This window comes from Candidatus Tectomicrobia bacterium (genome assembly GCA_016192135.1).
GTDB lineage: Bacteria > UBA8248 > UBA8248 > UBA8248 > UBA8248 > 2-12-FULL-69-37.
This window is the reverse complement of the sequence record JACPUR010000013.1, coordinates 177,260-191,570: the sequence shown is the minus strand read 5'-3', so window position 1 is coordinate 191,570 and position 14,311 is coordinate 177,260. Positions and strand designations below refer to the sequence as shown.

Sequence of the window (14,311 nt, the reverse complement as noted above, 5' to 3'; positions counted from 1 at the left end):
CAAGGGGATGATGGCGGATATATTCGAATTTCGCTGAGGTCCATTTCGGAACGGGAATCGGGCCCGAATTGCGGGCAAGGCAGCGGGACCATCGCCTGCCGGATTGCCTTGTCCCACCGGTTGGAACCCACGCAGGGCCCATCGGAAACCCGGATTGCCCATTGCAGCCGTATCTTGTATCTAGAACCAATCGCTTTCCTTAGATAGATGACGGACCTAAGTTGACTTTCATTTCAGGGGAGGAATGCGAATGCGTCGCATTCTTGTGGCGGCAGGAATGGCTGGCATCATCCTTTCATTGGGATTTCTGCCTGCCGAGGGGGCTCCCAAGCGCGGCGGCACCCTCCGGGTGGCGATCGAGGGGAACGTCCCCCACTTGGACGGAGCCACCGTGACGGGCACCATCATCAAGTTCTACCGAGAAATCGCCGGATCAAATCTTGTGATGCTGAACGAGAAGTTCGGAATCGTGGGCGACCTTGCCCACAAATGGGAGGTTTCGGACGATGGCCGCGTTATCACTTTCCACCTGCGGCCCGGGGCCAAGTTCCACGATGGCACGCCGCTTGACGCCGAGGCGGTGAAATGGAATCTCGATCTCATCAACGGACGGATCGAGACGGAATGGATGAAGGAGGAGAAGAAGAAGAACCCCAAGTACAAGTTCAACACGACCTACAATCTCTATCTTTACCAGGTGAAGAATGTGGAGGTGGTAGACAAGCATACGGTGCGGCTCCACCAGCAGGATCTTGGCAAAGGGATGACACTCCCCGCTCTCGCCGGCTACTTCACGCGGTTTGTCTTTGTTTCCCCGACCGCATACGGCAAGAACATCGATCGGTTCCGCAGGTCGCCGGTCTACAGTGGGCCGTTCAAAATCGTGGAGCACAAGCACAACCAGTACGTGAAGATGGAGCGGTTCAACGATTACTACATCAAGGGCCGGCCTTACCTGGACCGCATCGAAGTCTATTACATGCCCGATGCGAGCCAGCGCCTGAACGCCCTGCGCGCCGGCGAGATCGACATGATCAACAGCGTCCCCCTGTCGCTCGTCCAGACTCTCGAGAAGATGCCCGGCGTCAAGCTTTATACGGATAAGACCGCGACCACCCTGGCGGCGCCCATCAACAACCAGCGCGGCGCCTTCAAGGACATCCGCATCCGCAAGGCCGTCGGCTGCTACGGGATCAACCGGGCCCTCATCGTGAAGACGGCGCTGCGCGGCCTCACCGCCCCCTGGACCACTTTCTCCTCGCCGGGCGCGAAGGATGCCATCGACCTCACGGCGGGGTGTCCCTTCGACCCGGCCAAGGCCAGGCAGCTCCTCGCCGAGGCTGGCCACGGCCCGCAGAATCCCTTCAAGTTCACCATGGTGGTGATGAATACAGACCCCACCTACTCCGAGGTGGCGCAGGTCATGAAGACGACCTACGCCCAAATCGGCGTCCAGATGGACATCCAGGTCGTGGATCGCGGCACCTGGGGCAACCGCTTCGTCAGGCAGCGCATGGTGGACATGACCATCCAGGACTCCCTCCCCACCTACGACATGAACTCGGGGAGCCACACCTTTTACTCTAAGAACTTCCTCGACTACTACAACATGAAAGACCCGAAGGTGGACGAAATGGTGGAGGCATGGCGGTCCAGCATCGACCCCCGGAAGCAGCTTGAGATCAGCCACCGCCTTCAGCGCTACATTCTGGAGCAGGGTTACTACCCGGCGATCGGCGGCTCGCCTTTCATCCAGGCCGCCCGGGACTACGTGAAGGGCTTCGTCTTCCTCAATAAGGCGAATTTCACGATGCGGGACGTCTGGCTGGACAAATAAGCGGGTTGTCCTGCATGCCGGGACCCACCAGGGTATCCGCAGAGGGCGAGAGGAGACTCGTTCTTGTATGAAGAGGTGAACTACTACAGCGACGGACTGAAGATTGCGGCCTATCTCTATAAGCCCAAGGACTGGAAGGCGGGCGATTCTCCCCGTCCGGCCGTCATCTGCCTCCACGGGTATACGGGCATGAAGGAAATCTACGGGCTGGATGTGCCCCGGGAGCTCTGCGAGGCCGGTTACTTCGCCCTAGCGCCTGACCACCGGGGTTTTGGAAAAAGCGAAGGGGTGCGGGGGCGCCACCGTCCTCTTGAGCAGGCGCAGGATGTCCACGACGGCATCACCTTCCTGCAGACGGTCGAGGGCGTGGACCCAGAGCGGATCGGCCTCTACGGGACGAGCTATGGCGGAGCGAATGCGATCTGGGTCGCCGCCTTCGATGGACGGGTGAAGGCGGTCGTCTCCTCGGTGGGGGTTCACGACGGGGAGCGCTGGCTGCGAAACGGGCGGCGGCGCTACGAGTGGTACGAGTTCCGCGACCGGATCCAGGAGGCGGCGAGGCGCCGGGTCCGGACGGGCGAGCGCACCATGATTCCGGCCACCGAAATGTACCCGCGCGATCCCCACACCGCAGGCATCAGCCAAGCCCACCACCAAAAGCATCCTCTTTATGTCAAGGAGTACGATCTGGAGAGCGCGGAGACGAACCTGCGCTACAAGCCGGAATGGGTGGTAAGCCGCATAGCGCCCCGCCCCGTCCTGTTCATCTACGCCGAGCGGGACAGCGTGGTGCCGGTCGAAGAGGCCCTTGAGTGCTACAAGACGTGCGGAGAGCCGAAGAAGATCGTCATGCTCCCCAAGGCGAATCACTACGATTCCTATTACTTCGTGAATCCCGAGATGCACGCAATCGGGGCACGGGAGATGCTGGACTGGTTCGGCAAGTACCTATAGGCCGCCGCCGATGAGGTGAGGGATGCCTGAAAAAGGACTGCTTCCCGCGCAGATTGAGGAGGCGATGCGCCTCATCTACGGCCTTCCGGTGGATGCGCGGAGCCGGGCCGCCGCCGAGGAGGTGGCCAAGGACCTCGAAAGGCTTTCTGGAGCCGAATTGCGCCCCGAGGAGGGGCTCGCCATGCCCCGGCGCCGGAGGGCGGAGAGCGCGCATGAATGAGCCGTGGCGGCTTACCCTCTCCGAGGGCATCCGCCGAATCCGCGAGGGGAGGCTGACGGCATCGGCGTGGGTCCAATCCCTGCTCGGCCGGGTCGACGCGCTCGAGGAGCGGGTGCGGGCGTGGGTGCAAGTGGATCGGGAAGGGGCGCTCGCGGCCGCGGCACGAATCGATCAGGGAGAAATGCGGGGAGGGCTGTCCGGCGCTCCCGTCGGGATCAAGGACATCATCGACGTGAAGGGCTTGGTCCGCGAGGCGGGCTCGCCCCTCTTCAAGGGATACGTGCCCGAGGAGGATTCGGTCGCGGCCGGGCGGCTCCGGGCGGCGGGCGCGATCATCCTCGGCAAGACGGTCACCACCCAATTCGCCAATCCGGATCCAGGCCCCACCCGAAATCCCTGGAACCTCTCCCGCTCCCCCGGCGGCTCGAGCAGCGGCTCCGCCGCCGCCGTGGCCTGCGGCATGGTCCCGGCGGCCCTCGGGAGCCAGACCGGGGGGTCCGTCATCGGACCGGCCACCTTCTGCGGGGTGGTGGGTTTCAAGCCGACCCGCGGGCGCGTCCCCCTGGCGGGCGTGTTCTCGCTTTCCTGGACCTTGGACCACCTGGGGGTCCTCTCGCGGACCGCGGAGGACGCCGCCCTTCTGCTCGCCCACATCGCGGGGGCCCATCCCGCGGACGACACCGCCGCCGACGCGCCCGTCCCCGACTACCCGGCGGAGTCGCTCCCCCGCCGGCCCGGGAGCGTGCTCTTCTTGAAAGGGCTTCTTTCCCGGGCCCATCCGGAGGTCGCGGATGCCGCCCTGCGCGAGGCCGCGCGCCTGCGGGAGGCGGGGGTCGCTGTGGAAGAGGGGGATCTGCCCTTCGACTTCGACCTCATGCATGCCACCCACCGGATCATCATGCGGGCCGAGGCGGCGAGCTACCACGAGGCGCTCTTCCGTGCCTGCCCGGAAGACTACGCCCCGACCATCCGGCAAACCGTGCTCTCGGGCTTCATGATTCCCGCCGTCCATTATCTGCGGGCTTTGCGCTTCCGGGCCCGGCTCGCCCGAGAGCTGGAAACGCTCTTGAGGCGCCACGAGCTTTTACTCCTCCCTTCCATGGCGAGCTTCCCGCCTCCCTGGGGAGCTGCTCCGGGGGGGAAGCCCTCCCAGGTGAACCGGCTGGCCACGGAGGCGTTCAGCCATTCGGGCTTGCCTTGCATCACGCTTCCGGCCGGAAGGGGAAAGGAGGGCCTGCCGATGGGGCTTCAACTGGGAGGGAGACGCTTCGGCGAATCCGATCTCCTGGCGGCCGCCCGCTGGTGCGAGGAGGAACTGGGCTGGCGAAGCGAGATCGCCAATCCGGCCTGACATCCGGGCGAGAGACGCTCGTCGGCTTGATGCCGAGGTAAAGCGCATTCAGGGGGGGTCCCCAGATCTCCGGAACACGATGCGGCAAGACGGGGGTGGGAGCCTCCCGGCGGGCTCGGGCCGTCCGGGCGAGCCGTCGGACAAGTCTTTGAATTGGATGTCTTTGGTCCCATTTGGGCCCTTAAAAATTACGGGGATCATCTGCGGCCAGCTAATAAGCGGTAAAAATGAGATAGGGAGGTTGACATAAAATCGGAGTAGAAACTATATTTCTCTTGTTTCCCCAGCGGTTGGGCACCCTGTTATCCGGCATGGCCCCTCCAGTCTGGCGCTCACGCCGGGCATCTCCTCGATCTTGCCGGGCGGTTCCAGCGGCGGGCGTGAGATGCGGCGCGAGCTCGGGAAGGACGCTTTCGATGGTGCTCCGCATGGAAGGAATCGCCAAGGAGTTCCCCGGGGTCCGCGCCCTGGACGCCGTGAATTTCGACCTGCGCGCCGGGGAGGTACACGTCCTGCTGGGCGAGAACGGCGCCGGAAAGTCCACCCTCATCAAGATTCTCGCCGGGCTCTACCAGAAGGACGAAGGCCGCATCCTTCTGGAGGGGAAGGAGGTGGAAATAGACTCGCCGCGCCGCGCCCGGGAGCTCGGGATACGCACGATTTATCAAGAGCTGAACCTGATCCCTCAGCTCTCGGTCGCGGAAAACATCTTCCTGGGCGAGGAGCCGGTCGGCCCTGCCCGTCTCATCGACCGGGCCACCATGAATTCCGTCTCGGCCGATTTCCTTCGGAGCCTCGGCCGCTCGCTGGATCCGCGCATCCCTGTGGAAGAGCTGAGCGTGGCCGACCGCCAGATGGTGGAGATCGCCAAGGCCATCCGCGCCCGCTGCCGCATCATGGTGATGGACGAGCCCACTTCATCGCTGGACCAGGAGGAAGTGAAGGCTCTCTTCGCTGTCGTCCGGCGCCTGCGGGAACAGGGGGTCGGGATTATCTACATCTCCCACAGGCTCGAGGAGGTGGCGGAAATCGGGGACCGGGTGTCCATCCTGCGGGACGGACGTCACGTGCACACGGGTCCGGTACAGGAGCTCTCGCCGGAAGACACCATCCGCCTCATGGTGGGCCGGGAGCTGGCGGAGAAGTTCCCCTGGGAGCCCCGGGAGGCTGGCGAGGAGGTGCTCCGGGTGGAGGGCCTGGGGGAAGGGAACGCCTTCCGGGACATCAGCTTTTCGCTCCGCCGAGGGGAAATCCTGGGTCTGGCGGGGCTGGTGGGCGCAGGCCGCACGGAGATGGCCCGGGCTATCCTCGGGGTGGATCGCGCCGACCAGGGAAACATCGTGCTGAGAGGTGAGCGCCTCCGCCCCCGTACCCCGCGCGATACCATCCGCCGGGGCCTGGGGCTCATCCCCGAGGATCGCAAGAACCAAGGTGTCATCCTCCTTCTCTCCGTGGCCGCCAACATCACCCTGGTCGCCCTGGGGCGCCTTGTCCGGTGGCTGTTCCTCGACCGCAAGCGCGAGGCAGTCCTGCCCCGTGAGTACGCCGGGAGGCTGAACATCGCCACGCCGAGGCTGGACCGCCAGGTGCGGTTCCTGAGCGGTGGCAATCAGCAGAAGGTGGTCCTGGCCAAGTGGCTCTGCTCGGGGGCGGATGTGCTCATCTTCGATGAGCCGACGCGCGGCATCGACGTGGGGGCCAAGTACGAGGTGCACCGGCTCATGGTGGAGCTGGCCCGGGGCGGCGCCGGCGTCTTGATGATTTCCTCGGAGATGCCGGAGATCCTGGGCATGAGCGATCGGATTCTGGTGATGCGGGAGGGCCGCCTCACGGGCGAGTTCTCGCGGGCGGAAGCCACCCAGGAGAAGATCCTCCGCGCCGCCATGCTGGACGAAGCCCCGCCCGCCGCGCCGGCGGCGGTCTGAGGGAGGAACCATGGCGACGGTCGAGGCGGCCGCGGGTCATCTGCCGGGACGGAAGGGCTGGAACATCGCCTGGAGCGATGTGGCTCTCCTGGCCGTGCTGGCCGGCATGGGCGTCGTCTATACGAGTCTCTCGCCCCACTTCCTCCGGGTGGAGAACTTCTCCAATATCCTGCGCCAGGCCAGCCCCCTCTTTTTCCTGGCGATGGGCCAGACCCTCTGTCTGCTGGCGGGCGGCATCGACCTCTCTCAGGGCTCAATCGTGAGCCTGACCAGCGTGATCACCATTGGAGTGATGATGCAGTTCGGCCTGGCGGCGGGCACCGGCGCCGGGCTTCTGGTGGGGCTCGTGGTGGGGCTCATCAACGGCGTCCTGGTGGGAATCGTCCGCCTCAGCCCCATCATCGTGACCGTGGGCACATCGTTCGTGGCCGCCGGCCTCGCCCTGCAATATACGGGGGGGGAGCCCATCGCCGGCATCCCAGAGGACATCCTGCCCTACTTCGCGTGGGTGGGGCAGGGAAGCCTGGGCCCGGTGCCCGTCCCGGCCGTGTTCATGGGCATCGGGCTCGTCTTCCTTCACTTCTTTCTCCAGCGGACGCGGCTGGGCCGCCACATCTACGCAGTGGGCGGGCACCCCGAGGCGGCGCTTACCTCGGGAATCCGGGTGCCCTGGGTGCTGGTCGGGGTCTACACCCTGAGCGGGATACTGAGCGGCATCGGGGGATACATCCTCACGGCCCGAGCGATCTCGGGCGAGCCGCTCCTGGGCGGCGGCGATCTTCTCCTCCAGTCCCTGGGATCGGTGGTCATCGGGGGAACCTCCCTCTTCGGCGGCCGGGGGGGCGTCCTCAAGACCTTCCTCGGGATGCTGGTGATCAGCCTCATGGTGAACGGCCTGAACCTGCTGGGGATGTCCACCTTCATTCAGCAGGTGGTCATTGGCGGAATTATTCTGGCCTCCGTGGCCGCCACGGCCATGCGGGGCGTGCAGCGGCGCTGAGGATGGCCGAGGGAAGACCGATGGAAACGGCACCCGAGAGAACGCAAGCCTTGGACGCGGCCGGTGCCGCAGCGCGGATTCGCACGGCGGTGGCGCGGCCTCAGCTCCCTGCCGAAGTGGACTGGCAGGTGGTCCTGCTGGCGGCGGCGCTGGTGGGCATGGGGGTCTTCTTCTCGCTCCGCAGCCCGCACTTCCTGACGGGCGAGAACCTGGGCAACGTGATCCGCCACGCGGCCATCCTCTACATCATCGCCGCGGGCCAGACCATCACCATCCTCAGCGCGGGTATCGATCTCTCGCAGGGGATGGTGGCGAGCCTGGTGAGCGTCGTCGCCGTGGACGCCATCATCCACTTCGGCTTCGCGGCCGGAACCTCCATCGGACTGCTCGCGGGCGCGGCGGCCGGGCTCTTCACCGGGCTGATGGTGGCCTACGTCCGGATCCAGCCGTTCCTGGCGACGGTCGGGATGCTCTACATCGCGGGCGGGCTGGCCTTGGTCTATACCTCCGGCCGGACCCTCTTTTTCATGGACGTGACCGGGAAGAGCGTGCAAGCGCCCGTCTTCTTCTGGCTGGGGCAGGGGCACATCGGCCCCGTCCCGGTCCCTCTCCTCGTGGCCCTGGGGGTGGCGGGCCTCCTGTACCTCCTGATGAGCCGGACGCCTTTCGGCCGGTACGTGTACGCCATCGGCGGGAACGAGGAGGCCGCCGCCATGTCGGGGGTGCCGGTGCAGCGGGTGAAGATGGTCATCTACATGGTGAGCGGCCTCTGCGTGGCCGTCGCCGCCTATCTCCTCTCGTCCCGCTCGGCCTCGGGACATCCCCACCTGGGAGGCTTCCCCCTTCTGATGGACGGCATCGCCTCCGTGGCCATCGGAGGGACAAACTTCATGGGCGGCGAGGGCGGCATTTACCGGACGGCCATGGGCGTCCTCATCATCGCCTTCCTGGGGAACGGCCTGAACATCCTGGGGGTGTCCACCTTCGTCCAGCAGATGATCATTGGGGGCATCATCATCGCCGCTTTCTGGCTCTCGGTGGCGCGGCGGCGGGTCGCGTAGCGGGAGAGAAAAGGGAGTTGCAGGTTCCGTGGCGGTCGAGTCGAATCGGGAGGAAGACGCTATGACACGACGAAAGATGCTGTGGCTGGCCCTGCTGGCAGTGCCCCTGGCGATGCTGCTCCTGGGCCCGGTCCCCGAACTATGGGCGGCGGAGGATCACTACGCGGCGGCGGTGGCCGCCCCCAAGGTCCCGGCCGGCAAGAAGATCCGGGTGGTGGTCTTCATCCCCAACGGGCCGGACCCCTACTTCCAGTCGAAGTGGTACGGATACGAGGACGAGGCGAAGCGGCTGGGCGTGACCTTCCAGATTTTCGACGCGGGCGGCTATGCCTTCCTGAGCAAGCAGATCCAGCAGTTCGAGGATGCGATCCAGACGAAACCGGATGCCATCATCCTCAACGCAGTCAGCAGCACGGGCATGGTGCCGACGTACAAAAAGGCGGTCACGGCCAAGATTCCCGTGGTCGTGGACAACATCGCTCTCCGCACGCCGGTCGCGGTGCAGGTGATGAAGTCGGACTACGAAATCGGGATGCTGAACGGGGCAGGGCTGGCGGAAGCCATCGGAGGCAAGGGCAAGGTGGCCATGCTCCCTGGCCCTCCGGGGGCCGACGCGGCCAAGTGGCGCTACGACGGCGCGCTCGAATATCTCCGGCGCTTCAAGGGCATCAAGGTCGTGGTCACCAAGTGGTCCGCCAGCGATCCGGCCGAGGGCCTCAAGAACATGGAGGATATCCTCCAAGCCCATCCCGACCTGAAGGGGGTGTACTGCTTCGGCGGCCTGATTCAGCAGGGGGTCGTGCAGGCCCTCAAGGCCCGCGGCAAGAAGCCGGGCGACGTGATGGTCTCCTGTCAGGACATCGCCAAGCATCAGGAGCAAGCCCTACGGGAGGGTTATGTACAGGTCCTGGTGCCCAACACGCCCGTGAACATGGCGAGGGATGCCATGCGCTTGGCCGTGAAGATGGCCCTGGGGCAGAAGGTGCCTGGGATGACGTGGAACCGGACCGTCATCGTCACGCCCAAGAACGTGGACAGCTACGACTTCGACGGCAACAACCCGCCGGAAGGCTGGAAGGCCAAACTCAACTAAAGCATCCGATCCACCGGGGGCCGTCCCGCGATAAAGCGGGAGGCCCCCGGTTTTTCCAGTCCAATCCCCTGTTCCCCGGGCCTATCAGGCCGCCCGCACGGGAACCGGCCGGCCCTGGCGTGGCCCGGCCGCTGCCTGATCTGTGCGATTTTTGGCCCCCTTTTAAGGCGCCATCGGTTTATGCATGGCCGGAACCTGCGCCGAATGCAGGCTGGGGGAAACCAGGCGGTTACATCCCGGGGCAAGAGGAAGTTTTTGGGCCTATACAGGATATGTTACTCTTAAATACTGATGGTCGCCGGGGCTGTTGAGGGAAGCATTGCCGGGGAAGTTCCAGAGATGAGCCTTCTGGACGAATGGCTTGCGGGAAGCGGCCTTCTCATCGGAGACGGCGCGATGGGCACCATGCTCCAGGCCGCCGGCCTGGAGCCGGGCGACGCCCCGGAGCGGCTGAATACGGCGAGTCCCAAGGTCGTCCGCTCCATCCATGAGGCCTACATCGCCGCCGGGGCCGATGTCGTGACCACAAATACCTTTGGCGGAAACCGTTTCCGTCTCTCCCTTCACGGCCTGAATGGATGCACGAGGGAGCTGAACCAGGCGGGCGCCGGAATTGCCCGGGAAGCGGCGGACGGCTCGGGGCGGCGGGTGCTGGTGGCGGGATCGGCGGGGCCGACGGGCGCGCTTCTCCAGCCGGTGGGGGAGCTCTCCTTCGAGGACGCCCGGGACATCTTCGCCGAACAGTGCCGGGGGCTCGCCGAGGGCGGGGCGGATTTCATCTTGCTCGAGACGATGAGCGACCTGGAGGAAGTTCGCGCCGGGGCGGAGGGGGCTCGCGTGGCCTGCGGACTGCCCGTCTTCTGCACCATGACCTTCGATACGCACGGCCGCACCATGATGGGGGTTTCCCCGAGACGGGCCGCCCTGGAGATGGCGGGGGCCGGCATCCGGGCGATCGGATCCAACTGCGGCAACGGCCCCTCCGAGATGGAGAAGATTCTCAATGAGATGAGCCTGGCGAATCCCGGCCTCCCCCTCATCGTCCAGTCCAACGCGGGGATCCCTCGGGCGAGGGAGGGGGAGGTCCGCTACGAGGCGGGCGCCCGGGAGATGGCCGCCCACGCGGTCCGATGCCGCGAGGGGGGAGCCCGGTACATCGGAGGGTGTTGCGGGACGACGCCCGCCCACATCCGCGCCATGAGCGAGGCGCTGCGGCGGGGCAATTGAACCGGGGCGGACGAGGAAACCCGCGTCGCAAAGAGGAGAGCCATGCCACACGATACAGAGCTGACGCAGGGAGTCGTATCGGGCGACAAGGAAGCCGTGCTCAGGCTGATCCGGGCCGAGCTGGATGCGGGCCGGGGCGCGGTGGCGATCCTCAACGAGGGATTGATCCCCGGGATCAACATCCTCGGCGACCAGTTCGGCCGAGGAGAGGCGTTCATTCCCGAGCTCATGGCGGCCGCGAAGGTCATGACGGCCGCCATGGAGCTGCTCCGCCCCCTGCTGGAGGCCACGGGCGTGAAGCCGCTCGGCAAGGTGGTCATCGGAACGGTGAAGGGCGACATGCACGATATCGGAAAGAACCTGGTGGCCATGATGCTCCGGGGCGCCGGATTCGAGGTGACCGACCTGGGCGTGAACGCGGGCGCCGAGAAATTCATCCAAGCGATTGAGCGGACGGGGGCGCGCCTGCTGGGCATGTCGGCCCTCCTCACCACCACCATGAACCGCATGAGTGGCATCATTCAGGAGATCCGCCGGGCTCCGTTCGGGCCGGAGGTCCGGATCGTGGTCGGCGGCGCCCCCCTCGACGAAGCCTACTCCAGGAAGATTGGGGCGGACGGCTACGCCAAGGACGCAGCCGTCGCCGTGGACCGCTTCAAGGCGCTGTGCGCGCCGGCCCACGTCCGGGCGCTCTGAGCCCATGGGAGATACCTAAGATGACTTCCCGAAACGGGGCGCCGACCCCGAGGGAGCGGGTCCGGCGGGCGATCAGCCACCAGGAGGCGGACCGGGTCCCGATCGACTTCGGCTCGACCTCGGTCAGCAGCATCTCGGCGCTGGCCTACGAGAAGCTGAAGCGCTTCATGGGGGTCGAAGCCGAGACGCGCATCATGACCAAGCAGGGGCAGGTCGCCTTCGTGGATGAGGAGATCCTCGGGCGCTTCCACGTGGACACGCGCCCCCTGCTCCTCGGCCCCTCGGAGGACTGGCGGGACATCCAAATCGGCCCGCGCACTTATCAGGACGAATGGGGCGTCCAGTGGGAAAAGACCGAGGAATCGAACTCCTATTTTCTCCTGAAGGGGCCATTCGAGGGAGACGGGAACGGAACCCTCGAAGCGCTCCGGCGCTTCCCGTGGCCCGATCCGAAGGACCCGGGCCTCTACCGCGGCCTGAGGGAGAGAGCGAGGAAGCTCCATGAGGAGACGGATTACGCGGTGGTCTTCTACCCGCGCGGCGGATTCTGGGCGGAAGCCGAATGGCTGCGAGGCTTCGGCGAGTTCTACTCCGACCTCGTGACGAACAAGAAGTTCATCCACGCGCTTCTCGACAAGGTTGTCGAGATCAAGCTGGAGATGATCGGGCGCGCCTTGGAGGAGACGAGGGGCTACGTGGATGTTTTCCTGCTGGGAGATGACCTGGGAACGCAGAACGGCCCCATGATCTCGATGCAGATGTACAAGGAATTCGTGAAGCCTCGCCAGAAAATCCTTTTCGACGCGATGAAACGGGCGGCGCCCGAAGGAAAGCTCCTCTACCATTGCGACGGCTGCATCGACATGTTCCTCCCCCACCTGATCGAGGTGGGGGTGGACGGCCTGAACCCTGTGCAGGTTTCCGCCAAGAATATGGGGGACACCGCCCGGCTCAAGCGGGAGTTCGGCAAGGACCTGTTCTTCTGGGGGGGCATCGACACCGGGCGCGTGATCCCGTTCGGCACCCGCGCCGAGATCTTTGAAGAGGTGAAGCGGCGCATCGGGGATCTCGCCCCCGGCGGCGGCTATGTCCTGAACTTCGTCCACAACATCCAGGACGAGGTCCCTCCCGAGAACGTCTGCGCCATGTTCGAAGCCGCGATGGAATATGGCCGCTACTGAGAGAGCCTCCGCCCCTGGGGAGGAGGACGGGGAAAATCGCTTCGAGGTCCTTTTCTACCGTCTCTCCCCGGAGAGTTCCGAGGGCGCCTCTCCTCTCTCCGGTGAGCCCGCCCGCCGCGGCTGGCTCGCCGAAGGCGCCACCATTCTCGAGGGCGCCCGGACCGCCGGCTTTCCCATCGCGACCGACTGCGGCGGCTTCGGCAAATGCACCCGCTGCCGGGTCATTCCTCTGGGGAGCGCGGACCCGAACCAGGGGCCGCCCGCCTGGCTTGGACCTCCCAATCCCGCCGAGGCTCTCCAGCTCTCCCGGGAAGAGTTGCGGGCGGGATGGCGCCTGGCCTGTCAGGTCCGGGTGGAGGGGAGGCTCGCCGTCCTCGCCCCGCCGCCCGGGGAGAGCCCCGTCCCCAAGACGATGGACACCTCGCTTCCGCTGCGCATTGATCCCTGGTGCTGCGGGAATGGAATTTCATCGCAGGCGAAGGCGTACGGCGCGGTGGTGGACATCGGCACCACCAATTTGTGCGGCTATCTCATCGACCTGGAAACGGGCGCCCTGCTGGCCGAGGCTTCGAGGCCGAACAGCCAGCGCACCTGGGGCGCCGACCTGATGACGCGGGTGCTGGCGGCCAGCCCCCGGGAGACGGGCGGAGGGGGCGCCGGGGAGGAACTCACCCGCGCCGTCCGCCACGACGTCGATTTCCTTCTCACGGACCTGCTCCGCTCCATCCGGGCGCGCCGGAGCCAGGTCGCCGGGCTGGTCTTCGCGGGAAACAGCGTGATGCACCACCTGTTCCTGGGGATGCCGGTGGAATCCTTCGGCACGGCGCCCTACGCGCCCCTGGCGGATGGAGGTGTTCCTTTCCGCCCCCGGGAAGCGGGTCTCCGCCTGCCGGCCTCGGCGGAGGCGCATTTCCTCCCTCTGCTCGCCGGCTTCGTCGGCGCGGATGCGGTGGGGGTGGCGCTCGCCCTGGGGCTCGGCCGGCCGGAGCGGAAGTCCGTCTGCCTGGCCCTGGACCTGGGGACGAACGTGGAAATCCTGTTGGGGACGCCGGGGGGAGGGATCTGGTGCGCCTCGACCCCGGCCGGCCCGGCATTTGAGGGGGGCGAGATCCGCTGCGGGATGGGTGTGGGCCCGGGTGCCATCTGCGCGATGGAACCAGGCGAAGGGGACTTCACCCTCCGCACGGTCGGGGGACTATCCGCCTCCGGGATCTGCGGGACGGGACTCATCGAGGCGGCTGCGGGCCTTCTCGACCTGGGCGTCGTTGACCCATCGGGGAAGATACGCGCGGCAGCCGCGCTCAAGGAGGGGCCCCTGCGCCGGCGCATCATCGAGGAGGAGGGGGGGCGGGGGGTTCTCCTGGGCGGTGGCGGAAAGGGAGGAGCGGTCGTCCTGACCCAGGGAGATGTCCGCAAGCTCCAGGCGGCGAAGGCGGCGGTGCGCGCGGGCGCGGAGCTTCTCCTCCAGGAAGCGGGCCTCCGGTGGGGGCAGGTGGACGAAGTTTGTCTCGCCGGGGCCTTCGGCGCCCATCTGCGCCCGGAACGGGCGTGCAGGATCGGCCTCCTGCCCAGGGAGTCCGCCGGTCGCGTCCGCGTCGTGAACAACGCCGCCGCGAGCGGAGCGCGCCTCGCCCTCCTCTCCCGGGCGGAGCTGGCGCGCGCCTCATCGCTCAAGAGCAAGGCGCGGTATGTGGAACTGGCAGGGCGGAAGGATTTTCAAGACTCGTTCATCGAGGAGCTGGCGTTCCCGGGATAGGCTCTCTTCC

12 protein-coding genes are annotated in these 14,311 nt (G+C 66.1%); all 12 read left to right on the top strand.

The window, feature by feature from the left end:
- Window positions 1-277: 277 nt before the first annotated feature.
- Window positions 278-1,837, top strand: coding sequence for an ABC transporter substrate-binding protein (locus HYZ11_04980; GenBank protein ID MBI3126940.1), 1,560 nt, complete (start codon window positions 278-280; stop codon window positions 1,835-1,837).
- A 63-nt stretch (window positions 1,838-1,900) separates the two neighbouring features.
- Window positions 1,901-2,791 carry an alpha/beta fold hydrolase gene (locus HYZ11_04975; protein ID MBI3126939.1) on the top strand — a complete coding sequence of 297 codons (891 nt, stop codon included), beginning with the start codon at window positions 1,901-1,903 and terminating at the stop codon, window positions 2,789-2,791.
- A 22-nt stretch (window positions 2,792-2,813) separates the two neighbouring features.
- On the top strand, window positions 2,814-3,011 hold the full coding sequence (locus HYZ11_04970) for a hypothetical protein (GenBank protein MBI3126938.1): 198 nt from the start codon (window positions 2,814-2,816) through the stop codon (window positions 3,009-3,011).
- Window positions 3,004-4,362 carry an amidase gene (locus tag HYZ11_04965; GenBank protein ID MBI3126937.1) on the top strand — a complete coding sequence of 453 codons (1,359 nt, stop codon included), beginning with the start codon at window positions 3,004-3,006 and terminating at the stop codon, window positions 4,360-4,362. Before HYZ11_04970 ends, HYZ11_04965 begins: the two co-directional genes overlap by 8 nt.
- A gap of 416 nt (window positions 4,363-4,778) precedes the next feature.
- Complete coding sequence (locus tag HYZ11_04960) at window positions 4,779-6,287, top strand: sugar ABC transporter ATP-binding protein (protein ID MBI3126936.1); 1,509 nt, start codon at window positions 4,779-4,781, stop codon at window positions 6,285-6,287.
- 10 nt (window positions 6,288-6,297) lie between these two features.
- A complete protein-coding gene (locus HYZ11_04955) occupies window positions 6,298-7,287 on the top strand; it encodes an ABC transporter permease (protein ID MBI3126935.1) in 990 nt (329 codons plus the stop codon).
- Between the two features lie 50 nt (window positions 7,288-7,337).
- A complete protein-coding gene (locus HYZ11_04950; protein ID MBI3126934.1) occupies window positions 7,338-8,348 on the top strand; it encodes an ABC transporter permease in 1,011 nt (336 codons plus the stop codon).
- 61 nt (window positions 8,349-8,409) lie between these two features.
- Entirely contained in the window at window positions 8,410-9,441 is a 1,032-nt protein-coding gene (locus HYZ11_04945) for a sugar ABC transporter substrate-binding protein (GenBank protein MBI3126933.1), read from the top strand.
- 339 nt (window positions 9,442-9,780) lie between these two features.
- The gene (locus tag HYZ11_04940) at window positions 9,781-10,668 is read left to right on the top strand and encodes a homocysteine S-methyltransferase family protein (protein ID MBI3126932.1); all 888 of its coding nucleotides are present in this window, start codon (window positions 9,781-9,783) and stop codon (window positions 10,666-10,668) included.
- A 42-nt stretch (window positions 10,669-10,710) separates the two neighbouring features.
- A complete protein-coding gene (locus tag HYZ11_04935; protein ID MBI3126931.1) occupies window positions 10,711-11,364 on the top strand; it encodes a corrinoid protein in 654 nt (217 codons plus the stop codon).
- A 20-nt stretch (window positions 11,365-11,384) separates the two neighbouring features.
- Window positions 11,385-12,545 (top strand): hypothetical protein, encoded by a 1,161-nt coding sequence (locus tag HYZ11_04930; protein MBI3126930.1) that lies wholly within the window; start codon window positions 11,385-11,387, stop codon window positions 12,543-12,545.
- Window positions 12,532-14,301, top strand: coding sequence for a DUF4445 domain-containing protein (locus HYZ11_04925; GenBank protein MBI3126929.1), 1,770 nt, complete (start codon window positions 12,532-12,534; stop codon window positions 14,299-14,301). The genes HYZ11_04930 and HYZ11_04925 overlap by 14 nt, the downstream gene beginning before the upstream one ends.
- Window positions 14,302-14,311: the final 10 nt, after the last annotated feature.